This window comes from Pseudomonas sp. JDS28PS106 (assembly GCF_036706555.1).
In the GTDB taxonomy this organism is placed as follows: Bacteria; Pseudomonadota; Gammaproteobacteria; order Pseudomonadales; family Pseudomonadaceae; genus Aquipseudomonas.
This window is the reverse complement of the sequence record NZ_JBAJGT010000013.1, coordinates 1-22,975: the sequence shown is the minus strand read 5'-3', so window position 1 is coordinate 22,975 and position 22,975 is coordinate 1. Positions and strand designations below refer to the sequence as shown.

Sequence of the window (22,975 nt, the reverse complement as noted above, 5' to 3'; positions counted from 1 at the left end):
CATCGGGTCATCAGGCTCGACCAGCAAGGTCGGGCGTTCATTGCAGCGGATAGCTGAACCGACCTCCGGCCTGTTCGCAATCGATGCGCGCCTGCGCCTGTTCCTGCAATTCGTAATACCAGGTCACAAGGCCCGCATTGTCGGGGACCTGAACCGTGTTCTGTCCGGGTTCCTTGCTCGACGAGCGCTCGTTGGCAAGGGTTTCCTGGGTCAGCGTGGCGGTGCAGGATGCAACGGCGCCGCTCGGGCAGCTCTCTACTTTGCGCTTTTCGGTGGGAGCGCTGCCCTTGTCCTCATTGCTGCAGGACCAGTCGATAGAACCGGGCGGCATGTTGCGGTATTCGAAGCAGGTATGAGGTTCGACGACAGGAATCTGCTGGCTGCCGGGGCGGGTCGTCACGTCGCAGGCCTCGGCCCGTGCCAGGGACCAGCCGATGGAGCAGACAAGACTGCCCGACAGAACGATGGAAGACTTCAAGCTCATTGTTATCACCTCGCAGCGTTCGCCGGCGTGGGTTCTTGCTTGATCCGAATGAGTACGCGGCGGTGAAGTTCCGGCACAGATGACGAACGGACAACCCTGCCCGAGCCGGTCAGCTGCCGCCAGCCCAGGGAACCTGCGCGCGCGGCAGGCTTCATATGACGTGAACCACGACGAAGGAGCGAGTCTTGACCAGTGCCAATACGCCCGCAGGCAGTATCACGCCGGTATCGGCCGGTATTTCGATGAATGTTCTGACAATGAACATGCACATGGGCTTCGGCATTTTCAATCGGCGATTCATCCTGCCCGAATTGCGTGAAGCCGTGCGCAGCGTGTCTGCCGATATCGTGTTCTTGCAGGAAGTACACGGCGAACATCAGAGTCATGCCGCGCGGGTCAAGGGCTGGCCGACGATCTCCCAGTACGAATTTCTGGCCGACAGCATGTGGAGCGATTTCGCCTATGGTCGCAATGCGGTCTACCCGGAAGGCGATCACGGTAACGCGCTGCTGTCCAAGTACCCCATCGTTCGTCATGAAAATCTCGATATTTCCATTCACGGGACCGAGGAGCGCGGGCTGCTGCATTGTGTGCTCGATGTGCCCGGCGCCGGCGAGGTTCATGCGATCTGCGTGCACCTGGGGCTGATGGAAAGCCATAGACGCCAGCAACTCAAGCTGCTGGCTGAATTGATCGCGCGCCTGCCTGAAAGCGCGCCGGTCATCGTCGCCGGGGATTTCAACGACTGGCGCCAGCGCGCCGATGCGTTGCTGGCCGGCACGGGCCTTGCGGAGGTATTCGTTCAGCGGTTCGGCGCGCCGGCCAAGAGCTTTCCCGCCCGCTGGCCGCTGCTGCGCCTGGATCGCATTTACGTACGCAATGCGGCAACCCACCGACCGAAAGTGCTGTCCAATCGTCCGTGGTCCCATCTTTCTGATCACGCACCGCTGGCGGTAGAGGTAAGCCTATGACAAATGAAGCCGACAAGCAGGGGCGCTGGGTAGACGGTAACTCGGTCGAGTTGCTGATCAATGGCGAGGATTTCTACACGCGGGTTTTCGAGTGCATTCGCGCGGCTCGCAAGGAAGTGCTGGTCGAAACCTTCATTATTTTCGAAGACCGGATCGGGGAGGGGCTGCAGCAGGCACTGATCCAGGCGGCCAACAACGGTGCGCGGGTGGTGGTCACGGTCGATGACTACGGAACCTCGGACCTGAGTTCCTCATTCGTCAGAGCGATGATCGACGCCGGCGTCCAGATCCAGCTGTTCGATCCTCGTCCTCGATTGATGGGAATGCGGACCAACCTGTTCCGCCGGCTGCACCGCAAAGTGGTGGTGATCGATGGCGAACTGGGGTTCATCGGCGGCATCAACTACAGCGTCGACCACATGACCGATACCGGACTGACCGCCAAGCAGGATTACGCTGTACTGGTGCGCGGCCCGATCATCGCCGATATCCACCGCAGCGCGCTGCGTATGCTCAGCGAAGGGGTGCGAGCGAAGCTCAAGCCGATCCCGCTCAAGCTTGACCATGCTGGCAGCGCACGGATGCTGTTGGCCGAACGGGACAACGCCGAGCACACCACGGATATCGAAGAGCAGTATCTGCAGGCCATCCGCAAGGCCAACCACCGCATCACGCTTGCCAATGCCTATTTCTTCCCCAGCTACCGGTTTCTCCGTGAACTGCGCAACGCGTCCCGGCGCGGTGTCAAGGTCACGTTGATCCTGCAAGGGCAGCCCGACATGCCGTTCGTGCGAGTCTGCTCGCGGCTGACCTACACCTATCTGCTGCGAGATGGCGTCATTATTCATGAGTACACGCAACGAGCTTTGCATGGCAAGGTCGCGCTGATCGATAACGAGTGGTCGACAGTGGGCTCCAGCAACCTGGACCCACTGAGCCTGGCACTGAATCTGGAGGCCAACCTGTTCATCCGTGACCGAGCATTGAACAATCATCTGCACGATCACTTGCGTGACCTGGCGGCCGCGCACAGCACCCAGATCAGCCTCAAGGGCGCGGCTCGTGGGCAATGGTGGCGGGCGCCGATGATCTTTTTGTGCTTTCACTTCCTGCGCCATTTCCCGGCGATCGCAGGGCTGTTCCCCGTGCATGGAATGCGCTTGAAGCCGATCCGGGCCGGCGATGTGGTGCCCGAAGCGAGCGTCATCGAACAGCAGCAGCAATCCCGCCGCGAGCTGCAAGACCAGGAGAAGACGTCATGACCCAATCCGCGAACGCATCCGCCGGGCCCGCACAGGGCGCCAAGTGGAAATGGGCGAAGCGTCTGTTCAACGTGTTTTTCTTCATCGCCGTGCCCGTGTTGCTGTTCCTGCTGGTCAAGAATCTGGACTGGCAGGAAGTCAGCCAGGCGCTGCGGTCTTACAAGGCCCGCACGCTGCTGATCGCCGCTGTGGTCGTCTGCGCCAGCTACCTGACCTACTGCGGCTTCGACGTGCTCGCCCGCTACTACACCGGGCATAAGCTATCGATCAAACAGATCGTGCCGGTGACCTTCGTCTGCTACGCCTTCAACCTGAACCTCACCTCGTGGGTCGGTGGAGTTGCCTTGCGCTATCGGCTGTACTCGCGGCTGGGGCTGGACGTGCCCACCATCACGCGCATTCTCAGCTTGAGCTTGATCACCAACTGGCTGGGCTGGATGGCGCTGGCCGGAGCGGTGTTCTCCATGAGGTTTCTGGAGCTGCCTGAAGAATGGGCAATCGGCACGACCACCCTGCAATTGATCGGCTTTGCGATGCTGGCCTTGTGCGTGGCCTATCTGCTGGCCTGTCGCTTTTCCAAGCGTCGGTCGTGGACCGTGCGCGGGCAGGAAATCGCCTTGCCGTCGATTCAGCAGGCGCTGATCCAGGCCGGACTCGGGGCGCTGAACTGGTCATTGATGGCACTGGTAATTTTCACCCTGCTGCCCAAGGATGCGTTTTACCCAGCGGTGCTGGGCGTCCTGCTGATCAGCAGCATCGCCGGTGTGGTCACGCACATCCCCGCGGGACTGGGTGTTCTGGAGACGGTATTCATCACCTTGCTGGCGCATCAGTTTTCCAAGGGCAGCATGCTCGCGGCGCTGATCGGGTACCGGGCGATCTACTTCCTGCTGCCGCTGCTGATTGCCGTAGTGGTGTATCTGGTGCTGGAAAAGCGGGCGAAGAAAATGGGCCTCGACAACCAGAAACGCGCCGAGAACACGCCGCATAACCACAGCCCCCACAGCGCCCCCTGATCACCGCCGGGTCGATCGCTTCGCGGATGAATCCGCTCCTACGAAAATCGCGTGTCTGTAGGAGCGGATTTATCCGCGAGACAATTGCCTGGTCGCAACTTGTTTTATTGCCGGGTCGATTGCCTCGCGGCTGAAGCCGCTCCTACACGGGGTGGACGGATTGTGCGAGTTATTCGCGCTGTTCCTTGCGGGCAAAGGTCTTGACCGCCTCGACGGCATCGCGGGTGCCTTCACTGATACGCACGATTACCGAGCCGGCCTGATCCGCAAGCTCCACGCCCCGCGTCGCGGTATTGCGCGTGGTGTCCATGCTGGCGATGGCCTGGCGGGTTTCATTCTGGATCGCGTCGATCATTTGGGAAATTTCCTCGGTCGAGCGACTGGTGCGCCCCGCCAGCTGGCGTACCTCATCGGCAACCACCGCAAATCCCCGGCCTTGGTCGCCGGCGCGGGCAGCCTCGATGGCCGCGTTCAGCGCCAGCAGATTGGTTTGCTCGGCGATGCTGCGAATGGTGTTGACGATTGCCGTGATCTGCTCCGAGCGCTCGCCCAGTTGCGTGATCATTTTCGACGACTCTTCGATGTTCAGCGAAATCTGGCGCATTTCCTGCGCGGCCTGCTGAATGACCTCGCTGCCCTGGGCCGTGACGTTCTGGGTCTGCACCGATATATGGTAGGCCTGGGCCGCGCTGTTCGCGTCTTGCTGGTGTTGAAGCACCCGGGCGGTGATGTCCGAAGCGAACTTGACGATCTTCCACAGCTTGCCGTTGGCGTCGTAGACCGGGTTATAGGTCGCTTCCAGCCATAGTGTCTGGCCCTGGCGGTTGACTCGACGGAACTGACCGCTGAAAAACTGACCCCCGTTGAGCTTGCGCCAGAAATCGGCGTATTCCTGGCTGCGCGCCACGTCGTCCGGGCACAACATACGGTGATGGTTACCGACCAGCTCCGCCTCCGCGTAGCCCACCAGGCGGGTGAGGTTTTCATTGGCGCGCAGGATGTTGCCCTTGAGGTCGAACTCGATGACACCCATGGCGCGGTCGATCGCCTGAAGCTTGTTCTGCGCCTCGGTGTCAGCCTCGACCCTTTCCGTCACATCCATTGCGTACTTGATGACCTTGAGCGGTCGACCGGCGCTGTCCGTGACCGGGTTGTAACTGGCTTCCAGCCAGACAGTGCTTCCGTCTCCGGCGACCCGGCAGAAGGTATCGGCCACGAATTCCCCGGCACGCAGCTTCGACCAGAGCTGTGCGTAATCGGAACCGCGCACATAGTCAGGCTGGCAGAACATCTTGTGCTTCTGGCCGATGATCGCGTCGCGGCTGTAGCGCATCGTTTTCAGAAAATTGTCGTTGGCGTCAAGGACGGTCCCGTCCAGGTCGAACTCGACGATGGCCATCGATCGATCGATGGCTTTCAGCAGCCATGTCTGGGTATCGACGACATGACGCAGCGTGGAAATTTCTTTCTTGCCGGAATTGAAAAGCACGATGGGCCTGACTGGGGGTAACTGAAAGGATGAGTCCTGCTCCGTGGTCCGGATCTCAACCGAGATCATGCTCATCCTGAGCAGTGATGGCACTATATGTACAAATCGATGTAGTTTGTACAACTTTCGTGTAGAAAATCCACAGTTTCGGATAGACAGCATTCCAGACTCACCCAAATGGATGGGTTTGGTGCTATCAGCGTCGGATTGAATGCCTCCTCGGCGATTTCCCCCACGAGTTCCCAGGATCAATGGTCTCGCGCGCAGGCCCGGGGACCGCCAGTCACAAGCCGACGTATTGCCGACCGCGCGTCCTGCCGGGGCGGGCGTGGGCATCTATCCTGCTTGTAGAAGGTTGAGGCGCATGGCGCTCCCGCCCGGCATTGGTCCGGGCCAGGCGGTGCCTGAGCAGGATTGTCCGGCCTGCGAATCGCGCGCACCTGACGAGGACTGTTCCATGAATCTGTTGACCCGGGCCAACCCCGGCGCAAGAAATATTGTCGCTTTGCAACCAGGCCTTCTCGATTACGTAGGCTTCGATGCCTATCGGCTTGAGGCCGGTGAAAAACTTTCCGTCAATGCCCAGGACAGGGAGTTGTGCATCGTGCTGCTCGCCGGGCATGCCACGGTAATGGGCGAAGCGCCGGGGCAGGGCGGGTTCATCTGGGAGAATGTCGGTGAGCGTCGCTCGGTCTTCGAAGACATCGCGCCCTATGCGGTTTACCTGCCGCCAGGCAGCAAGGCAGCCTTCACAGCGCTCGGACCGGCCCATCTGGCGGTATGTTCGGCGCCGGGAGCGGATGGCGTTCGCGCGCCGGCACGGCTGATCACTCCCGACAGCATCAAGCGCAGCGCGCGTGGCAAGGCGGGCAACCTGCGCTATGTCTGCGATGTCCTGCCGGATACCGAACCTGCGCATTCGTTATTGGTAGCGGAGGTCCGGACCCCTTCGGGTCATTCGTCCGGCTATCCTGCTCACAAGCATGACGCCGATGACGGCTCGGGAGAGACCTTTCTCGAAGAAACCTTGTATCACATGGTCGACCCCGCGCAGGGCTTCGTCTTCCAGCGCGTCTATACCCGTGATCGCAGCGTCGATCAGGCCATGGCCGTGGAAAATCACGACCTGGTGATCGTTCCGCAAGGCTATCATCCGGTCTGTGTGCCCTATGGCTGCGAATCATGGTACCTGAGCGTGATGGCAGGTCCCGTTCGGGCCTTGCATGCCAGCAGCGATCCGCGTCACAACGGCTCGCTGGATCTTTGAAACCCCTTGAGGAGGCTCGATGAGAATCGGATTACTCGGTTATGGCAAAGGCGGCCGTTACTTTCACGCAACGCTGCTGCCGGGGCTGCCCGGTGTAACCTTCGTGGGTGTCGTCACCCGCTCCCCCGAGCGCAGACGGGACATCGCGCAGGATCATCCCGGCCTGCCGACGTTCGATACGCTGGCCGATCTCGCGGCGGCAGGGGCGGACGTTGTGGCTATATCCACGCCCTTGGCGTCTCGGGCCGCGCTGATTCTCGAAGCCATCGAGCTGGGCCTGGCGGTGGTCAGTGACAAGCCGTTCGCCAGCAGTGCCGCCCAGGCCCGGGAGCTGGTCAACGCCGCCGAACGCAACGGCGTTATGCTGAGCGTGTTCCAGAACCGACGCTGGGATTCGGATTTCCTGACCGTGCGCCGGCTGATCGAGGACCGGGCGTTGGGTCCGATCAGTCGGTTCGAGTCCAGCATCGAGCGCTTCTCGCCGGCATCGGTCGGCAAGGCCAGCGGCGGCGGCCTGCTGCGTGACCTTGGCAGCCATCTGGTGGATCAGGCGTTGCTGCTGTTCGGCCCGGTCGAGCGGGTTTACGCCGAGCTGCGCTACCCACCCTCCAGCGAGCTGGATCACACCTTCTTCATGGCCCTGACCCACGCCAATGGTGTGGTCTCGCATTTATCCGGCAGCTGCCTGCAACCGGCGGCCAGACCCAGGTTCCGGGTGACGGGCGAACTGGGCTGTTACAGCGTCGACGGACTCGACGGTCAGGAAGCCGCCGCCATGGCCGGCAGGACGCCGAACAGCGAGGGCGAGCGCTGGGGCATGGAAGATGAGGCCCGCTGGGGCTGGCTGGAGCGTGGCGGCCGGCGTGAACGTGTCGCTTCGGTGCCGGGTGACTGGCAGCAGTTCTATAAGCTGTTGCAAAAGGCAGTCGACGGGCAGGGCCGCAATCCGGTCGACCCGTACGAAGCGGTGGCTGCGGCGACGGTGCTGGACGCCGCGCGACTCAGTGCCGACCAGGGGCGAGTGATCGTCTTGTAACCGGCTCGATGCTCTGGCCGTTGGCTGCCGGAACTGATGCAGTCTGGCCCGGTCAGAGCCTTTTCAAAGCTCGCTGTAAACGGGTTGCCGGCCTGACCCGCAGAGAAAAGCCGCACTCGTTGCCGAAAAACCCCTCAATTAGGTTGCCGAGTGACCAAGCCGGCCTTAGACTGCCGCCCCTCGTAAATTGAGTGCCGGGTGGCGCTTGGAAATGATGGCGCTTTTACGGCAACGTTAAGCCGCTCCTCAATGCACGTTTTTTTGTAGAGAAATAAATGACAAAGGAAAAGTTGCTGGCCATGCCGGCCGATGACTACATGAATGCTGAACAGCATGCTTTCTTCGTCGAGCTGTTGCAGGCCATGAAGGTTGAAATCCACGAGCGTATCGAGCAGAGCCGTATTGCCATCGAGAGCCTGGATACGCCTGCGGACCCTGCCGACGCGGCTTCGGTGGAAGAGGAGCGTCACTGGTTGGTCAACGTGATCGATCGTGATCAGCGCATGCTGCCACAGCTGGAAATGGCTTTGTCGCGGATCGCCGACGATACCTTTGGCTGGTGTGATGACAGCGGAGAGCCCATTGGCCTCAAACGTCTGCTGATCAGCCCGACGACCAAATATTGCATCGAAGCGCAAGAGCGCCACGAGCAAATCGACAAGCACCAGCGTCAAGCCTGATAACGGCTGATACCTGAGTGACCAGACCGGGAGGCCCAGAAAGGCCTCCCGGTTTCGTTATTGCCGGCTTTCAGGAATACCTGGAAAGTTGTTCGCAGATTTCCGCTTCGCGCATTCATAAATTATCGTAGGAATAATCTGAATATCTTTTTCCGCCCTTGACTAATGTTCTGTCGCAAGCAAGCTGTGTGTTAATAGTTACATACTTTTTGAAGCGATTGGTATTGAGTTTTTCTAAGGACGGAAATGCTATGCAATACACAGGGTTCAATACACCGGTTGCAAGCGATGAAGCCAGGCTGCGGGTCACCGTGCGGATCGGATTGTTTTTCGATGGTACCGCCAATAACCGCATAAATAGCCGGATCGGTGCGCAGTGTCAGGCCATGATGGAAAGTAATGACCAGATGCATACGCAGGAATGCGGCGGTCGTCATCTGGAGCCTGGCAGTAGCTACAGTAATCATCTGAGTAATATCGCCAGGCTGGCGGAACTTTATGTCAGTGAAAGTTCCGCTCGTAATAGAGGGCGAGGGCTCAAGGTTTATTATCCGGTCTACGTCAGCGGCGCGGGCACGACGTCAGGCGGGCGAGATTCATTATTGGCCGGGCAAAGTTTCGGGCGCGGACTTACCGGTGTGGTCGCCAAGGTCGAACGCGCCTTTGCCAAGACAGAGGCGCGCCTCAAGCGATTTCAACAGGACAACCCCGGCTGCCTGATCGAAGCGCTGGAGTTCGACATATTCGGTTTCAGCCGCGGCGCAGCCTCGGCCAGGCACTTCGTCAACGAAATCCTCAAGCGGGAGCAGGGTGCGTTGGAGCCGATCCTGCGCAGCCGCAAGGTGCCGCTCTGCGGCTGCTTCACCTGGGATCGCAGTGTACGGATCAGGTTCGTCGGGCTTTTCGATACGGTCGCGGCAGTCGGCAGCTTGAAGGATCTGGGCAACGTCCGCGATGCCTCCAACAACCGGGTCAATCTTTACCTGCCCGAAGGCTGCGCCGACCACGTGGTGCATCTGGTGGCGCGAGACGAGTTCCGACGCAATTTCGCGCTCAACAGCATCACTCCTGCGTGGCCAAAAGAGATCGTGGTGCCCGGAGCCCATGCGGACATCGGCGGCGGTAATCCGGCAGAGATGGTGGAAAGCGTGCTCTTGACGCGTCCGCGGGTCAGTCTGGTGTATCGGGACAGCCCCTGCGAGGCCAGTCAGGCCTGGCTTGATTCGCTGGCCGATCTGCAACTGTTGAGCGCCGAGCGTGGGCTGCTTGATCCCCAGGACAGCGACGCATCACTGAAAGTGGAGTGTTGCGAGTCCATAAACCGTACCGGCGTCAGGTTCGGCGCCAAGACCGTCTGCGCGGCGGTGTGCCTGCGGCGCAGGGTCTACGGCGATCTGTCACGGGTGTATCTGGGCATCATGCACCGGCTGGCGTGTGATGCCGGCGTCCCGCTCATGGCGGTTCCCGGCGGCGGCGACTTCGACATCCGCTCCGAGCTTCGCGGCATCGCCGACAAGCTGATGCTGTATGCCAGAGGCGGCAGGTACGACTTGGATGAAGAGCAAGAGCGCGTCCTGCGCTGGCGGTACATCCACAGGTCCGCTCATTGGGGCGGGGCATTGGGCAGTATCGGCGCGTTGAGCGACGCAGTGTTCGTCCATGCCCCGGCCCCTGCGGGAAGAGTCCGGCACCCTAATGTCGGACGGCCCGGTTACCCGCACTGAGCAGCTGTCACTTATGAAGCAGTACGTTCAGCTCATCGAAGATCGGAGCCCAGTCAGCGTCGTCATGCACCGCTTCCTTGAGAAAGCGCTTCTGCGTATCCGTCCAGAAGTCCGCGTCGCTCAGTTTGACGTCTTCGGGCAGCGAGTGCGCGGCAACGAATTCGTTGATACTGGCTTCGTCGGAGTCCAGTCCCAGCTGTGCAAAAAGATCGGCCAGGCTACGAGCTTGCAGTTCCATTTCATCTCCTTGACGTTTGCCGTCGTGTCATCAGGTGTACAGCATCGGAGTGGTACGACGGGGCAAGAGTTCGATGGTTTTGAGCGCACCCCTGGCACAAACTTTTGCGCAGCGGTGGTAAGTGTTAATGTGCATCGACCGGGGCCTGCGCACTACAATCGCGTATCAGAGCCCGATGCTCCACGGTTGATGCCGCCCGGCGTGCGACTCATGACCGGGGTCCCGCACAGCGCTTCGACCTGTCTGCAACCGTAACTGACAACCGGAACACGCCCGCCTCGGCACATCGCCGCAGCGCGCGAAAGGCGGCGCGCGACCGCGACCCGTCAAGATCCGTACCGACTCGGGTCGCAACGAAATTTTCTGACCGCCTGACCGTTTCAGGCGGATGTTCATCATGTTTGGGGGTTTGTACCTTGGCAGTAAGTAACCTGGATACCCATGCGTTGTTCGTGCTCGGAGACTTGCGAGCACAGTTGGTCAAAGTGTTCCAGTCCCGTTTCGTATACATCTACGAACAGTCTCCCGACGGCGTCTACATCGCCGAAATCGATACCGAGACCGCCTTGGTGGTCGATGACAAACCGCGTCTGGAACTCAAGGTCGGCGATCACTTCCGCGCTGCCGTGCTGCCCAGCCGTGAAGGCGGCAAGCTGGAAATCAGATTCCGCGACATCAAGTACACGGTCTACGGCCTGGGCGAGTACGCACATGTCGCCACGACCGATGGGCAGGGAATTGTCTTCAAGGAAGGCCATGCCATCCTGATGGTGTTCGCGGGCAACGGGCAACTGATCGACGGCATGACCAAGAGCCTCAAGACCGCTGCCAGCAAAGCGGCCAAGTGGCGCAAGGGCGAGCTGACGTTCAAGGCCAGCGAATGATTCCGGCCGGCCCTGCCGGTCAGCTTTCCCTTGGCTCTGTCGGGCTGCTGACTTCTGGCGGCACGTCCTCGCCGGCGCCGCGCTTGCGGAACAGCGCGGTGCGTGCTAGCAGCAGGGTCGTCACCGGGACCGTGATCGACAGCAGGATCGGGATCAGCCATGCATGAATCACCGGTCCGGATTTGAGCGCCGAGAAATAGATGATCGATGCCAGTGCCACGCACCAGGCGCCCAGGGTCGAGGCCAGCGCGGGCGGGTGCATGCGCTGGAAGAAATCCTTGAGACGCAGCAGGCCCATGGCGCCGGTCAGGGTAAACAGACTGCTGGCGATCAACAGCAGGCCGGTGAGCGCTTCGACCCAGAGGGGCATTTCAGACATGGCGGTCATTCGATCACCTCGCCGCGCAACAGGAATTTGGCGAGCGCGAACGAACCGACGAAGCCGAACAGGGCGATCAGCAGCGCGGCTTCGAAATAGGTGTCGCTGGCATAACGAATCCCCAGCACCAGCATCATCAGCATGGCGGTGATGTACAGGTAGTCCAGAGCCAGGACACGGTCCTGCGCGGAGGGGCCCCTGAACAGCCGGATCAGCGTGACAATCATCGCCAGCGCGAAGATGGACAGGCTGATCAGGATCGCATTGTCGAGCAAGGCACTCATTGGAAAATCTCCAGCAACGGGCGCTCATAGGTCGCTTTGAAGTGTTCGATGAACTGCGCCTCGTCGGGCAGATCGAATACGTGCATTAGCAGGACGCTGCGGTCCAGCGCCAACTCTGACCAGACGGTGCCGGGCACCACAGCGGTGATCATCGCCAAGGCCGCCAGACCATTGGGGTCGCGCAGCTCCAGCGGAACGCGGACGAATCCGGAGCGCGGCGGATTGCGCCGCGCCGTCCAGACTTTCCAGCCCACTTCCAGGTTGGACATGACCACGTCGCGCCCGACCAGCAGGAACAACTTGAGAATGGCGCGTGGATTCTTGTAGCGCGCGCGTTGCGGTCGCAGCCGCTGCATGAGCAGCGGAGCCAGGAAGCCCAGCAGCGCACCCAGAATCAGGTTGCCGGGGCTGACCGACAGGTTGAGCACCAGCCACAGTGCCCACAGGGCGAGGGAGAATCGTGGCGCGGGAAACAGATATCTCATGGCAGTTCCTCCAGCGCCGCCTGACGGGCAGGGCCGGGTATCGGTCTGGTGGCCATCACCGACTGCACGTACTGCACCGGCTCATGCAGTGCCGCTGCGGTATCGCGGGTGTAGCGCAACAACGGCTCGGCCATTATCGTCAGCCCGATGCTCAGGCCCAGGAGAATGACGATCGGGATGTATTCCAGACGGCGCAGTACCGGCGAAGGCCGTTCGTGGGGCGTCCAGAAACGCTGGGTGCCCAGGCGCGCGAAGGCGATCAATGCCGCCAGCCCCGAGAAGATCAGCAGCCCGATCAGCAAGCCGGCAGGCAAGGAAAGGGCTTCGTCCTGTGCCACGTCCAGGCCTAGCGGGTTCATGAGCGCGCTGAGCAGCGTCAGCTTGCCGATGAAGCCTGACAACGGCGGCATGCCGATCACCAGCAGGGCACAGGCAATCAGACTCAGCCCCAGGAACGCCATGGTGATTGGAATGACCTGACCGACCACGATCTTCTGCTGTTCGTCGAGGTTGGCCCCGGGCGGCGGGTGCAGGGACTCCATGGTTCGCGGCAGTTGATCGGCGTCATCCTCCAGCGGAATCTCGTTGGCCGAACGCGAGCGCTCGATCAGTTCGCCGAGCAGGAACAGGGCGCCCAGCGCCAGGGTCGAGCTCACCAGATAGAACAGCGCGCCCGCCGTCACGCTTGGCTGGGCGAAACCGACCGCCGACAGCAGCGTGCCGGCCGAGACCAGAATGCTCAGGCTTGCCAGCCGCTCCAGGCGTTGCGCTGCGATGATCGCCACCGCCGCGGTGAAGATGGTCGCCATGCCGCCATAGACCAGCCAGTCGCCGCCGAAGTACGCCGAGGCCCCGGCACTCCCGGAAAACAACAGTGTCCACAGACGCAGCAAGGTGTAGACCCCGACCTTGGTCATGATGGCGAACAGCGCGGCCACCGGCGCGCTGGCCGCGGAATAGGCGGGCACCAGCCAGAAGTTCAGCGGCCACATACCGGCTTTGGTGAGGAATGCGGTGGCCAGAATGCCAGCGCCGGCGTGCAGCAGGCCCAGGTCGGACTCGGGCACTTGCGGAATCTTGACCGCCAGGTCGGCAAGGTTCAGCGTGCCGGTCACCCCATAGATCAGCGCCGCGCCGATCAGAAACAATGACGAGGCGAGCAGATTGATCGAAATGTAATGCAGGCCCGCGGACACTCGCGCGCGCCCGGAGCCGTGCAGCATCAGGCCGTAGGACGCCGCCAGCAGTACCTCGAAGAACACGAACAGATTGAACAGGTCGGCAGTCAGGAACGCGCCGTAAAGACCCATCAGCTGGATCTGGAACAGGGCATGAAAGCTGGCTCCGGCCCGGTCCCAGCGCGCCAGAGCGAACATCAGAGCGCAGACGGCGATAATGCCGGTCAGCACCAGCATCATCGCCGACAAGTGATCCACCACCAGCACGATGCCGAACGGTACTTCCCAGTTGCCCGGCAGGTACACGCCGATGGAACCGCTGGTGCCGGATTGCTGCACCCACATCAGCAGGGTCACGGCAATACCCAGCCCTACCAGGCTCGACAGCAGGTTGAGGCGACCCTTGAGGGTCCGGTGCTTCTCGCCCAGCAACAGCATGATGCCGGCCGTCAGCAACGGCAGCAGGATGGGCGCGACGATCAACGGGTTCATCCAGATCATGCCTTCGGCTCCCGGCCGTCGACATGGTCAGTACCGGTCAGGCCACGCGAGGCCAGCAGCACCACCAGGAACAGCGCGGTCATCGCGAAACTGATGACGATGGCCGTGAGCACGAGCGCCTGGGGCAGCGGGTCGGTGTAATGGAGCAGATCCTGGGGAACGCCGTCCTTGATGATCGGTTCCTTGCCGATGAACAGGCTGCCCATGCTGAAGATGAACAGATTGACGCCGTAGGACAGCAGGCACAGTCCCATCACCACCTGAAAGGTGCGCGGGCGCAGGATCAGCCATACGCCCGATGCGGCGAGGACGCCGATGGCCACGGCAATGACTTCTTCCATCAGCTGGCTCCTTGTGAAGTGACGGGTGGGATGACGGTTTGCGCGACCGGGTTGGCCACCGGCTTGGGCAACTGAGTCGGACGATGGCTGCGCACCGACTGGTGGGCCAGCGCGGTCAGGATCAGCAGGGTCGAGCCGACCACCACCGTGTAGACGCCCACGTCGAAGAACAGCGCGCTGGCGAAATGCAGGTCACCCAGCAAGGGCACATGCACATGCGCGGTATGGGTCGTCATGAACGGGTAGCCCAGCGCCATGGAACCGATGCCGGTCAGCACGGCGGTCAGCAGACCTGTGCCCATCCAGCGCAACGGGCGCAGGCTCATCTTCGCCTCGACCCACTGGGTGCCGGCCACCATGTATTGCAGAATGAACGCCACCGACATCACCAGCCCGGCGACGAAGCCGCCGCCCGGCTGATTGTGTCCGCGCATGAACAAGTACATCGAAACGATGAACGCGATCGGCAGCAGCAGACGAACCAGCACCGCCGGCACCATCATGTAGCCCAGCGCGGTATCGCTGGCGCTGCGCGGGTTGATCAGGTCGGTGACCATGTCGCGTCCCAGCCTGCGCTGTTGGGCGGGCAGGGCAATGCTTTCCTTGGGCGGGCGGAAGCGGCGCAGCAGGGCGAACACGGTCAGGGCCACCGCCGCCAGGACTGTGATTTCGCCGAAGGTGTCGAAGCCACGGAAGTCCACCAGCATGACGTTGACCACATTGGTGCCGCCGCCTTCCGGCAGCGCGCGGCTCAGATAGAACGACGAAATGGTGTTCGGCGTCTGGCGGGTCAACATCGCGTAAGACAGCAACGCCATGCCGAAGCCCACCGCTACCGCCAGCACGAAATCGCGGACCCGGCGGGTGCGCGCCCGCAGTCGCGTGCTGACTGGCGGCGTGACGTTTTCATTGCGTCGAGGCAGCCAGCGCAGGCCAAGCAGAATAAGGACAGTCGTCACCACTTCCACCACCAGCTGGGTCAGGGCCAGGTCGGGCGCCGAGAACCAGACGAAGGTGATGCAGGTCATCAGGCCGCAGACGCTGACCATGATCAAGGCCGCCAACCGGTGATATTTGCCTTGCCATGCAGCACCCAGAGCGCAGGCGATTGCGATCAGCCATAGCGCGACGAACACACCGGAACCCGGAATCTTGGGACGGTCTCCCCAGGTCAGCCCGCTGAAGAACATCGGCAGGAACCCGGCCAGGGTGGCCGCCGAGACCAGCAGAAACAGCTGCGGCTGCAAGCGGTAGGTGCTCACGAAGCGCTCGAACCGACGCGCCCACTGCATGAGCACGACCAGACTGCGCTCGAAAAAACGCTTGCCGTTCAACTGGCCGATCAGCGGCGGAACGGCAAAGCGCTCGCGCTTGAAGGATTTGCGCAGCAACAGATACAGGATCACACCGCCGGCCATGGCCACCAGACTCATGATCATCGGTGCGTTCCAGCCGTGCCAGATGGCCAGACTGTATTCGGGCAGCTCGCCGCCCACCACCGGCCGGGCGGCGGCCGCCAGCAAGGTGGCGACCGATTGCGCGGGGAAGATACCGACCACCAGACAGGTCAGGACCAGCAGCTCTACCGGCGCGCGCATCCAGCGTGGCGGCTCGTGGGGCACATGAGGCAGGTCCTGGGCTTTCGGTCCGAAAAACACGTCGACCGTGAAACGCAGCGAGTAAGCCACGCTGAACGTCCCGGCGATGGTCGCGACCACCGGCAGCGCTATCTCGACCCAGGCCGTGGCCGAGATGAACACGGTTTCGGCGAAGAACATTTCCTTGGACAGGAACCCGTTGAGCAATGGCACGCCGGCCATCGAGGCACTGGCGACCATCGCCAGCGTCGCGGTGTAGGGAATCAGTTTGACAAGGCCGCTCAGCCGCCGGATGTCGCGCGTGCCGCTTTCGTGATCAATGATCCCAGCCGCCATGAACAGCGACGCCTTGAAGGTGGCGTGGTTGAGAATATGGAACACCGCCGCCACCGCCGCGAGCGGACTGTTCAGGCCCAGCAGCAAGGTGATCAGCCCCAGATGGCTAATGGTCGAATAGGCCAGCAGGCCCTTGAGGTCGTGCTGAAAGATCGCCGCATAGGCGCCAAGGATCAGCGTACAGGCGCCGGCGCCGCTGACGATCCAGAACCACTGTTCGGTGCCCGACAGAGCCGGCCAGAGCCGCGCCATCAGGAATACACCGGCCTTGACCATGGTCGCCGAGTGCAGATAGGCCGACACAGGCGTCGGCGCCGCCATGGCGTGGGGCAGCCAGAAATGGAAGGGAAACTGGGCGCTTTTGCTCAGCGCGCCGATCAGGATCAGGGTCAGCAGCACCGGGTACAGCGCGTGCTGGCGAATCGCATCGCCGGACGCCAGCACGCGATCAAGGTCGTAGCTGCCCACCACGTGGCCCAGCAACATCATGCCCGCCAGCAACGCCAGGCCCCCCGCGCCGGTGACCATCAAGGCCATGTAAGCGCCGCGTCGGGCGTCCGCGCGGTGGTGCCAGTAACCGATGAGCAGGAAGGAAAACAGGCTGGTCAGTTCCCAGAAGAATACGATCTGGATCAGGTTGCCCGACATCACCAGGCCAAGCATGGCGCCCATGAAGGCGAGAAAGAACGAGAAGAAACGCGGCACCGGGTCGTCCGGGGACATGTAGTAGCGGGCGTACAGGGACACCAGCGCACCGATGCCCAGTACCAGCATCGAGAACAGCCAGGCGAAGCCGTCCATGCGCAAGACGAAGTTGATTCCCAGACTCGGGAGCCAGATGTACTCCTCGCGCAGCATGTTGCCGTCAGCGATCTGCGGGAACCACAGCGCGCATTGCAGCGCGCCTGACACGGCGATCAGGCCGGCCAGAATGGATTCGGCGTTACGGGCGTTATGCGGCAGAAAGGCTGCCAGGCAGCTGCCAATGAACGGCAGAAGCAACAGGACGAGCAATGACATAGGCTTCTGGTCTGCAGGAAAAAATAAGCATCATACGTGCCAAGGGGTGCATCGCCAAAACCTGCCGCCGACGAATTTCCTACAAGAAATGTCGAGGATGAATAATTTCGTACGATACGCTTCCTTTTGTCCTGCAGACTGGGCCTTCCGTTCCTACTTGTTGCAGCCCGCGTCATCGGGTCGCACGGAAAAGGCGGGTGATGCGGGATTCATGGGCTGGTCCGCCGTTACTCCGCAGGGTCAGGCACATTGTTTTCCGTGCGCTCGTTATCAGTGATTGCCGGACGTTTTTTCAACTCGCTGACGATGACGCCGGCAATGATCAACGCAGCACCCAACAGCGCGACCGCCGGCAGCCGTTCACCGGCCAGCCGCCCGGCGATGCCTGCCCACACGGGTTCGCCGGCGTAGATTACAGTGGCGCGCGTAGGCGATACACTGCGCTGAGCCCAGTTCATCGCAACCTGGATGATCGCGCTCATCAGCCCCAGGCCTACTGCAGTGCCCGCCAGCAGCCAGGAAAATTCCGGTATCGCCTCCTGGGTCGGGACTGTCATCAGAAAGGCCAGCAGCGAAGCGGTCGCCAGTTGCACCACGGTTACCCGACGCACATCGACCTTGCCGGCGCAGGCGCTGATCAGAATGATTTCCGCCGCGATCGCCACCGCGCTCACCAGCGTCGCCAGCTCGCCGGGACTGAACTGCAGGGTGGCGCCTTGCGCTCCGGACACCAGCAACAGGCCGGCGAAGGCCAGGCCGATGCCCAGGCTCGGCATCAGCCCGGGGCGGCGTCCAAGCACCAGCCATTGCAGCAAGGGCACGAAAGGTACATACAAGGCGGTGATGAAGGCCGATTGACTGCTGGGGATGGTCTGCAAGCCGATGGTCTGCAAACCGTAACCCAGCATGATAGCCGCGCCGATCGCCAGACCTGCGCGCAATTCGAACGCGGTCAGGCCCCGCAGCGTCCTGAGCGAAAACAGCGCGACAATGATTGCCGCCGCCGCGAACCGCAGGCCTACAAAAAACATCGGGCCGCTTGCGTTCAGGGCATACTGCACCACCAGGAAGGTGGCGCCCCACAGCATGGTGATCAGGATCAACACGAGTTCTGCTTTACTGACGCGCGGCGTCCAGCGAGGGATCTTCATGGTCGACAAGGGACTCTGCGAGGATGAGACGGACGGCACGAAACGTGGCGTGAAAACTGGGCAGTATAGTGCGCATCAGGTTCGGATGAAATCAGATGGATAAGGAAACCGCGCGGCGTGCTCCCGTGCTGCAACACGTCAGTCAGAACGTGCGGCGCTTGCGTCAGGCCGCGGACATGAGCCAGTCGCTTCTGGCGGAACGCTCCGGGGTCAGCCGACGCATGCTGGTGGCGATCGAGGCCGGCGAGAAGAACGTCAGTCTCGCCACCCTCGACCGGGTGGCCGAAGCACTGGACGTGGCCTTCAGCGACCTGATCCAGGCGCCCGAGCTGCGCGATCACAGTCGCATCAACGAATTGGCCTGGGCCGGCGCGGGAGAGGGGAGCAAGGCCACATTGCTGGCCAAGGCCAACGCCCGTCGTGAAGTCGAACTCTGGGAGTTCTGTCTGGCACCCGGCGATGCCTATGCCTCCGAAGCAGACCCCGAAGGCTGGAGCGAGCAGGTGTATGTCGTCGAAGGACGGCTGACCGTCGCTTTGCCCGATGTGTCCCGACAGGTCGCGGCGGGCGAGTTCTTCATGTTCGCCAGCTGTCAGCCCCACAGTTACCGCAATGAAGAGTCGATACCGCTGCGTTTCGTGCGCACGGTCGTGCTCTGAGACGCAACCGTACAACCGATCAACCGCCTGAAACGGATTTCCAATGACTCGACACACACAGCAGGCCGATATTCTGATCGTCGGCGGCGGCCTCAGCGGCACGCTGCTGGCCGCGCAGTTGCTCCGCCAGCCCGGCACGCGACGCATTCTGATCATCGAGAGCCGCGGCGAGCTCGGCCGCGGCGAGGCCTACAGCGCCACGCTGCCGGGCCACACGCTCAACGGCAACGCAGCGCGCATGAGCGGCGATCCGGACAATGCCGATGACCTGACGCAATGGTTGAGCGGGTTCCTGGAGCAGGGTGGCTGGCCCGAGGCCCGCGAGCAGGCACTGCCGGTCGCCGAACTCTTTCCCCCACGCGGCATTTTCGGCCTGTACGTCCAGCAGCGGCTTGCCGAAGCCCGGGCCCTGGGCGCGCAGTCGGGGTCGGAAGTCGAGCATGTGCAGGGCGAGGCCGTGGACTTGCAGGTCGAGCCTGAGGGTGTGCACGTGGCGCTGGCCGACGGGTCGCGGCTGTCCGGTCGCTTCGCGGTGCTGGCCACTGGCATGTATGCCGCTTCCCGTACGCCGCAACGCCAGTCCAGTGGCCTGAACGCCGCCGCGGTGGATCCCTGGGATGTGGCAGCCATGCGCGATCTGGACCCCGACGCCCGGGTGCTGATCATCGGCTCCGGTCTGACCATGGTGGATGCCGTGGTGTCCTTGCGAACGGCCGGGCATCGCGGGTCGATCGATGTGTACTCACGACACGGCCTGTTGCCGCACGTTCGTCGTCAGCCGCCCGAATGGCCGGACTTCCTGAGTCAGGACGTGACCCTGCGCAGCCCTCGGCAACTGCTGCGCAAGGTCCGGGAACAGTGCGAACTGGCCATCGAAAGCGGTATCGACTGGCAGGCGCCGCTGGATACGGTGCGCGCCAACATCGGTCGTCTCTGGCATCAGGCGAGCGATCGGCAGCGGCGTCAGTTCGTGCGTCACGTCCGCCCCTGGTGGGAAAGCCACCATCATCGCTCGCCGCCGCCCAGCGCGGCGTTGCTTGCGCAGTGTGTAAAGGAAGGCCGGCTGAAGATTCACGCGGCGGAGTTGCGCAGCGTCGAGACCGACGATGCGGGACGGATACGCGTCGGCCTGCGGCGCCGGGGTCAGCGTGCACTGTCCTACGAGACCGCTGATGCCTTGATTAACTCCACGGGGATTGAATACGACTGGCGCCGGGTCGACCGTGCGCTGCCACGTCAGCTCCTGGCGCGCGACCTGATCCAGCCAGGCCCGCTGGCGCTGGGCATCGCCGCCGATACGGGCGGCGCGGTGCGCGATGCCGCCGGGCAGTGCTCCACCAGACTGTTCAGCCTGGGGCCGCCGTTACGTGGCCTGTGGTGGGAAAGCACGGCAGTGACCGACGTCGCCAGCCAGGCGAAGGCGCTGGCGGTGCGGCTGGCGAGGCTACAGGCCGATCAGGACTGATCGAGCAGGCGCGGTCCGGTCCCCTCGCGGCTCAGCTCATCGGCGCAATTGCGCAGCGGGCAGGCCTGCATTGACAGGCAACCGCAACCGATGCACCCAGTGAGTTGGTCGCGCAGGGCCGACAAGCGCTGGATACGGTCATCCAGTTCCGCGCGCCACTGCAGGGAGAGCGCGTTCCAGTCCTCGGGGGTGGGCGTGCGCCCCTCGGGCAACGCCTGGAACGCCTGATGGATGCTCGCCAGCGGAACGCCGAGCCGTTGCGCGACCTTGATCAAGGCCACGCGGCGCAATACATCCCTTGGGTAACGCCGCTGATTTCCCGCGTTGCGCTGGCTGGCGATCAACCCTTTGCTTTCGTAGAAATGCAGCGCGCTCACCGCCACCCCGCTGCGGGACGCCAACTGACCCACCGTCAACAGCGGCGCGACTTTCGCTTGCGGGGACCGATCCATCGTAAAAACCTGCTTGACCTTAAGTTAACTCGAGGTTTTACCCTGCGCGCTCCGGTTTGGCAATTCAAGGGGAAGGACGATGGTGACGACAGTCGAAGAAGGGCCGTTCAGCCAGTTGATCGAATACGCGATAGATCCACGCCTGCAAGCGGGGCTGATCGATGCGCTGATCGAGCGCGACCAGCGCTATACCGCGGGTTATCCGGGGTTCATCACGGCCAGCGTGCAAGCCAGTGAAGACGGAGCGCGAGTACTGCATCAGGTGCTGTGGCGCAGCCGGCCGTATGGCGAGGAGGCTTGTCGAACCGCAGAATCCCGCGGGCCTGATCTAGGTCAGTTGCTGCGCCGTTTCAGGGTCCGGTCGGCGAGCTTTGCAAGCTTCACGGTCGTGGGCCAGGTCACCCCGCGCAGCGCGTGACCTGGCCCGTGAGGCAGACTACTTCGCTTGGGGCGGGAGGTCGTTGGCGATCATTTCGCCAAACGGGCCAGTGAGGTTGGTGATGCCGCGACCGGCGAGGCTCGCGTAAGGCTCGGGAAGCAACGGAAAGACCAGTTCGGCGAAACGATAAGCCTCTTCGAGGTGTGGATAGCCGGAAAAGATGAAGCTCTCGATACCCAGATCGGCGTATTCCTTGATGCGCGCCGCCACCTCTTCAGGATTACCGACCAGCGCGGTTCCGGCACCGCCGCGCACCAGACCGACGCCCGCCCACAGATTGGGGGCGATCTCCAGGTTATCGCGACGTCCGTCATGCAGGGCGGCCATGCGGCGCTGTCCTTCGGAGTCGAAGCGGGCGAAGGACTTTTGCGCGGCAGCGATGGTTTCGTCGCTGATGTGCTCGATCAGGCTGTCGGCTGCCTTCCAGGCTTCCTCGCTGGTCTTGCGGACGATCACATGCAGGCGAATGCCGAATTTCACCGTGCGCCCGATGCGCGCGGCGCGTTCGCGGATATCGGCCAGTTTCTCCGCGACCGCCGCTGGCGGCTCGCCCCAGGTCAGGTAGACATCGACCTGTTCCGCCGCCAGGTCATGAGCCGCATTGGACGAGCCTCCGAAATACAGCGGCGGGTAAGGCTTCTGCACCGGTGGATACAAGGCTTTGGCGTTCTGCACCCGCAGATGCTTGCCTTCGAAGTCCACGGCTTCGCCCTGCAGCACGCGTCGCCAGATCTTGAGGAATTCGTCGGTAACTTCGTAACGCTCGCTATGGTCGAGGAAACTGCCGTCGCCGCGGTTCTCGTCCGGATCTCCGCCGGTGACCACGTTGATGAGCAGGCGACCGCCTGACAAGCGGTCCAGGGTCGCGGCCATCCGGGCCGATACGGTGGGAGAAATGATGCCCGGACGAATAGCCACCAGATACTTCAGCTTCTCGGTAAGGGGGACCAGCGCCGAGGCAATAACCCAGGAATCTTCGCAGGAACGTCCGGTGGGAATCAGTACGCCATGGTAGCCAAGATCGTCGGCGGCCTGGGCAACTTGCTTGAGGTAGTTGAGCGTGACCGGGCGCGCGCCCTTGGTGGTGCCCAGATAGTGTCCATCACCGTGGGTGGGGAGAAACCAGAAAACGTTCATGACAGGTCCTTGGAAGTGAACAGCCGCTCGCCGGCAGCCTTGGATTGCCCTCTTTATAAAGACTTGTGGTTATGCCGTAAAAGAACGTGCAGCGATATTTTTATACCGTTTAACTGTGCTGTAGGAGCCAGCTTGCTGGCGATGCGCGCCGATGCGGTATTCCTGAAACTTCGCGGACCTTTTGGCCGAATCGCAGCAAGCCAACTCTCATCAGACAAAAAATATTTCATTGATTTTGCATGGCGGAAAACACGCACGCGCTGTGGGAGGGAGCTTGCTCGCGACGGCTTTTACCGCGGTGGCACTGTCGGCTTTGAGCATGTCCATTACCGCGTGCGCTGGACCTCCTGGTTCCGGCCCTTACGGCCGGGCCACTTTCCTTTCGGGGAAAGTAACCAAAGCCTGAACTGACCCCCAAAAGTTGGACATCCAGTTCGACCCAAGGGGACAACCATGACGAAGTACAATCCGGCGTTCAAGCTCAAGCTGGTCAAGCAGT

The 22,975-nt window shown here is 62.1% G+C and carries 24 protein-coding genes and 1 pseudogene; 12 read left to right on the top strand and 13 right to left on the bottom strand.

From position 1 onward, the window contains the following. Positions 1-37: 37 nt before the first annotated feature. Positions 38-484, bottom strand: a complete 447-nt coding sequence (locus tag TRP66_RS19000) for a hypothetical protein (RefSeq protein WP_333405874.1) — start codon at positions 482-484, stop codon at positions 38-40. A gap of 185 nt (positions 485-669) precedes the next feature. Here TRP66_RS19000 and TRP66_RS18995 point away from each other — a divergent pair, with 185 nt between their 5' ends. From TRP66_RS18995 to TRP66_RS18985, 3 genes are read left to right on the top strand one after another with little or no spacing between them, the layout of a single operon-like run. Next, positions 670-1,455, top strand: coding sequence for an endonuclease/exonuclease/phosphatase family protein (locus TRP66_RS18995; protein ID WP_333405872.1), 786 nt, complete (start codon positions 670-672; stop codon positions 1,453-1,455). Continuing rightward, positions 1,452-2,717 carry a cardiolipin synthase ClsB gene (gene clsB / locus TRP66_RS18990; RefSeq protein ID WP_333405870.1) on the top strand — a complete coding sequence of 422 codons (1,266 nt, stop codon included), beginning with the start codon at positions 1,452-1,454 and terminating at the stop codon, positions 2,715-2,717. Before TRP66_RS18995 ends, clsB begins: the two co-directional genes overlap by 4 nt. Next, on the top strand, positions 2,714-3,733 hold the full coding sequence (locus TRP66_RS18985; protein ID WP_333405868.1) for a lysylphosphatidylglycerol synthase domain-containing protein: 1,020 nt from the start codon (positions 2,714-2,716) through the stop codon (positions 3,731-3,733). The genes clsB and TRP66_RS18985 overlap by 4 nt, the downstream gene beginning before the upstream one ends. A gap of 169 nt (positions 3,734-3,902) precedes the next feature. Here the strand turns inward: TRP66_RS18985 and TRP66_RS23700 are convergent, their stop codons facing one another. Next, positions 3,903-4,337: a methyl-accepting chemotaxis protein gene (locus TRP66_RS23700; protein ID WP_442965233.1), complete on the bottom strand. Its 435-nt coding sequence runs from the start codon at positions 4,335-4,337 to the stop codon at positions 3,903-3,905. A 117-nt stretch (positions 4,338-4,454) separates the two neighbouring features. Next, a pseudogene (locus TRP66_RS23695) lies at positions 4,455-5,291 on the bottom strand (PAS domain-containing protein); the annotation flags it as partial. A 388-nt stretch (positions 5,292-5,679) separates the two neighbouring features. Between TRP66_RS23695 and iolB the strand changes: the two are divergent. From iolB to TRP66_RS18960, 4 genes are all read left to right on the top strand, one after another. Then, a complete protein-coding gene (iolB, locus tag TRP66_RS18975; RefSeq protein ID WP_333405864.1) occupies positions 5,680-6,489 on the top strand; it encodes a 5-deoxy-glucuronate isomerase in 810 nt (269 codons plus the stop codon). A gap of 19 nt (positions 6,490-6,508) precedes the next feature. Further along, the gene (locus TRP66_RS18970; protein ID WP_333405862.1) at positions 6,509-7,525 is read left to right on the top strand and encodes a Gfo/Idh/MocA family protein; all 1,017 of its coding nucleotides are present in this window, start codon (positions 6,509-6,511) and stop codon (positions 7,523-7,525) included. A gap of 275 nt (positions 7,526-7,800) precedes the next feature. Further along, positions 7,801-8,205: a TraR/DksA family transcriptional regulator gene (locus TRP66_RS18965; RefSeq protein WP_025259414.1), complete on the top strand. Its 405-nt coding sequence runs from the start codon at positions 7,801-7,803 to the stop codon at positions 8,203-8,205. 251 nt (positions 8,206-8,456) lie between these two features. Further along, positions 8,457-9,929: a T6SS phospholipase effector Tle1-like catalytic domain-containing protein gene (locus tag TRP66_RS18960; RefSeq protein ID WP_333405857.1), complete on the top strand. Its 1,473-nt coding sequence runs from the start codon at positions 8,457-8,459 to the stop codon at positions 9,927-9,929. A gap of 7 nt (positions 9,930-9,936) precedes the next feature. Here TRP66_RS18960 and TRP66_RS18955 read toward each other — a convergent pair whose 3' ends face one another. After that, entirely contained in the window at positions 9,937-10,167 is a 231-nt protein-coding gene (locus TRP66_RS18955) for a DUF2789 domain-containing protein (protein ID WP_333405855.1), read from the bottom strand. A gap of 416 nt (positions 10,168-10,583) precedes the next feature. On the opposite strand from TRP66_RS18955, the gene TRP66_RS18950 reads away from it, so the two are divergent. Further along, a complete protein-coding gene (locus TRP66_RS18950; RefSeq protein ID WP_333405852.1) occupies positions 10,584-11,051 on the top strand; it encodes a hypothetical protein in 468 nt (155 codons plus the stop codon). Positions 11,052-11,070: 19 nt separating this feature from the next. Here TRP66_RS18950 and TRP66_RS18945 read toward each other — a convergent pair whose 3' ends face one another. The 7 genes from TRP66_RS18945 to TRP66_RS18915 all read right to left on the bottom strand — a co-directional run bounded on the left by TRP66_RS18945 (position 11,071) and on the right by TRP66_RS18915 (position 18,324). After that, positions 11,071-11,439, bottom strand: a complete 369-nt coding sequence (locus TRP66_RS18945; RefSeq protein WP_333405850.1) for a Na+/H+ antiporter subunit G — start codon at positions 11,437-11,439, stop codon at positions 11,071-11,073. Further along, positions 11,436-11,714, bottom strand: a complete 279-nt coding sequence (locus tag TRP66_RS18940; protein WP_333405848.1) for a K+/H+ antiporter subunit F — start codon at positions 11,712-11,714, stop codon at positions 11,436-11,438. Before TRP66_RS18940 ends, TRP66_RS18945 begins: the two co-directional genes overlap by 4 nt. Continuing rightward, positions 11,711-12,199, bottom strand: coding sequence for a Na+/H+ antiporter subunit E (locus TRP66_RS18935; protein ID WP_333405846.1), 489 nt, complete (start codon positions 12,197-12,199; stop codon positions 11,711-11,713). Before TRP66_RS18935 ends, TRP66_RS18940 begins: the two co-directional genes overlap by 4 nt. Beyond that, positions 12,196-13,878, bottom strand: a complete 1,683-nt coding sequence (locus tag TRP66_RS18930; RefSeq protein WP_333405844.1) for a monovalent cation/H+ antiporter subunit D — start codon at positions 13,876-13,878, stop codon at positions 12,196-12,198. The genes TRP66_RS18935 and TRP66_RS18930 overlap by 4 nt, the downstream gene beginning before the upstream one ends. Next, on the bottom strand, positions 13,875-14,219 hold the full coding sequence (locus TRP66_RS18925) for a Na+/H+ antiporter subunit C (protein ID WP_125832125.1): 345 nt from the start codon (positions 14,217-14,219) through the stop codon (positions 13,875-13,877). Before TRP66_RS18925 ends, TRP66_RS18930 begins: the two co-directional genes overlap by 4 nt. Further along, positions 14,219-17,173 (bottom strand): monovalent cation/H+ antiporter subunit A, encoded by a 2,955-nt coding sequence (locus tag TRP66_RS18920; RefSeq protein WP_333405841.1) that lies wholly within the window; start codon positions 17,171-17,173, stop codon positions 14,219-14,221. Before TRP66_RS18920 ends, TRP66_RS18925 begins: the two co-directional genes overlap by 1 nt. A gap of 227 nt (positions 17,174-17,400) precedes the next feature. After that, on the bottom strand, positions 17,401-18,324 hold the full coding sequence (locus TRP66_RS18915; RefSeq protein WP_333405839.1) for a DMT family transporter: 924 nt from the start codon (positions 18,322-18,324) through the stop codon (positions 17,401-17,403). Positions 18,325-18,419: 95 nt separating this feature from the next. Between TRP66_RS18915 and TRP66_RS18910 the strand changes: the two genes are divergently transcribed. Beyond that, positions 18,420-18,983 carry a helix-turn-helix domain-containing protein gene (locus TRP66_RS18910; protein WP_333405837.1) on the top strand — a complete coding sequence of 188 codons (564 nt, stop codon included), beginning with the start codon at positions 18,420-18,422 and terminating at the stop codon, positions 18,981-18,983. Between the two features lie 43 nt (positions 18,984-19,026). Next, complete coding sequence (locus TRP66_RS18905) at positions 19,027-20,448, top strand: FAD/NAD(P)-binding protein (protein WP_333405835.1); 1,422 nt, start codon at positions 19,027-19,029, stop codon at positions 20,446-20,448. Here the strand turns inward: TRP66_RS18905 and soxR are convergent. Beyond that, on the bottom strand, positions 20,439-20,900 hold the full coding sequence (soxR, locus tag TRP66_RS18900) for a redox-sensitive transcriptional activator SoxR (protein WP_333405833.1): 462 nt from the start codon (positions 20,898-20,900) through the stop codon (positions 20,439-20,441). The genes TRP66_RS18905 and soxR overlap by 10 nt on opposite strands. Positions 20,901-20,979: 79 nt before the next feature. On the opposite strand from soxR, the gene TRP66_RS18895 reads away from it, so the two are divergent. Beyond that, a complete protein-coding gene (locus tag TRP66_RS18895) occupies positions 20,980-21,318 on the top strand; it encodes an antibiotic biosynthesis monooxygenase (RefSeq protein ID WP_333405831.1) in 339 nt (112 codons plus the stop codon). 18 nt (positions 21,319-21,336) lie between these two features. Here the strand turns inward: TRP66_RS18895 and ssuD are convergent, their stop codons facing one another. After that, positions 21,337-22,476: an FMNH2-dependent alkanesulfonate monooxygenase gene (ssuD, locus tag TRP66_RS18890; protein ID WP_333405829.1), complete on the bottom strand. Its 1,140-nt coding sequence runs from the start codon at positions 22,474-22,476 to the stop codon at positions 21,337-21,339. Between the two features lie 9 nt (positions 22,477-22,485). Between ssuD and TRP66_RS18885 the strand changes: the two genes are divergently transcribed. Then, on the top strand, positions 22,486-22,887 hold the full coding sequence (locus TRP66_RS18885) for a hypothetical protein (RefSeq protein WP_333405827.1): 402 nt from the start codon (positions 22,486-22,488) through the stop codon (positions 22,885-22,887). The last annotated feature ends 88 nt before the right edge of the window (positions 22,888-22,975 follow it).

Excerpts from the sequence above, each read along its gene's own strand:
- TRP66_RS19000 (WP_333405874.1), bottom strand. The coding sequence starts at position 484 with ATGAGCTTGAAGTCTTCCATCGTTCTGTCGGGCAGTCTTGTCTGCTCC.
- clsB (WP_333405870.1), top strand. The coding sequence starts at position 1,452 with ATGACAAATGAAGCCGACAAGCAGGGGCGCTGGGTAGACGGTAACTCG.
- TRP66_RS18985 (WP_333405868.1), top strand. The coding sequence starts at position 2,714 with ATGACCCAATCCGCGAACGCATCCGCCGGGCCCGCACAGGGCGCCAAG.
- TRP66_RS23700 (WP_442965233.1), bottom strand. The coding sequence starts at position 4,337 with ATGCGCCAGATTTCGCTGAACATCGAAGAGTCGTCGAAAATGATCACG.
- iolB (WP_333405864.1), top strand. The coding sequence starts at position 5,680 with ATGAATCTGTTGACCCGGGCCAACCCCGGCGCAAGAAATATTGTCGCT.
- TRP66_RS18970 (WP_333405862.1), top strand. The coding sequence starts at position 6,509 with ATGAGAATCGGATTACTCGGTTATGGCAAAGGCGGCCGTTACTTTCAC.
- TRP66_RS18965 (WP_025259414.1), top strand. The coding sequence starts at position 7,801 with ATGACAAAGGAAAAGTTGCTGGCCATGCCGGCCGATGACTACATGAAT.
- TRP66_RS18960 (WP_333405857.1), top strand. The coding sequence starts at position 8,457 with ATGCAATACACAGGGTTCAATACACCGGTTGCAAGCGATGAAGCCAGG.
- TRP66_RS18955 (WP_333405855.1), bottom strand. The coding sequence starts at position 10,167 with ATGGAACTGCAAGCTCGTAGCCTGGCCGATCTTTTTGCACAGCTGGGA.
- TRP66_RS18945 (WP_333405850.1), bottom strand. The coding sequence starts at position 11,439 with ATGACCGCCATGTCTGAAATGCCCCTCTGGGTCGAAGCGCTCACCGGC.
- TRP66_RS18940 (WP_333405848.1), bottom strand. The coding sequence starts at position 11,714 with ATGAGTGCCTTGCTCGACAATGCGATCCTGATCAGCCTGTCCATCTTC.
- TRP66_RS18935 (WP_333405846.1), bottom strand. The coding sequence starts at position 12,199 with ATGAGATATCTGTTTCCCGCGCCACGATTCTCCCTCGCCCTGTGGGCA.
- TRP66_RS18930 (WP_333405844.1), bottom strand. The coding sequence starts at position 13,878 with ATGATCTGGATGAACCCGTTGATCGTCGCGCCCATCCTGCTGCCGTTG.
- TRP66_RS18925 (WP_125832125.1), bottom strand. The coding sequence starts at position 14,219 with ATGGAAGAAGTCATTGCCGTGGCCATCGGCGTCCTCGCCGCATCGGGC.
- TRP66_RS18920 (WP_333405841.1), bottom strand. The coding sequence starts at position 17,173 with ATGTCATTGCTCGTCCTGTTGCTTCTGCCGTTCATTGGCAGCTGCCTG.
- TRP66_RS18915 (WP_333405839.1), bottom strand. The coding sequence starts at position 18,324 with ATGAAGATCCCTCGCTGGACGCCGCGCGTCAGTAAAGCAGAACTCGTG.
- TRP66_RS18910 (WP_333405837.1), top strand. The coding sequence starts at position 18,420 with ATGGATAAGGAAACCGCGCGGCGTGCTCCCGTGCTGCAACACGTCAGT.
- TRP66_RS18905 (WP_333405835.1), top strand. The coding sequence starts at position 19,027 with ATGACTCGACACACACAGCAGGCCGATATTCTGATCGTCGGCGGCGGC.
- soxR (WP_333405833.1), bottom strand. The coding sequence starts at position 20,900 with ATGGATCGGTCCCCGCAAGCGAAAGTCGCGCCGCTGTTGACGGTGGGT.
- TRP66_RS18895 (WP_333405831.1), top strand. The coding sequence starts at position 20,980 with ATGGTGACGACAGTCGAAGAAGGGCCGTTCAGCCAGTTGATCGAATAC.
- ssuD (WP_333405829.1), bottom strand. The coding sequence starts at position 22,476 with ATGAACGTTTTCTGGTTTCTCCCCACCCACGGTGATGGACACTATCTG.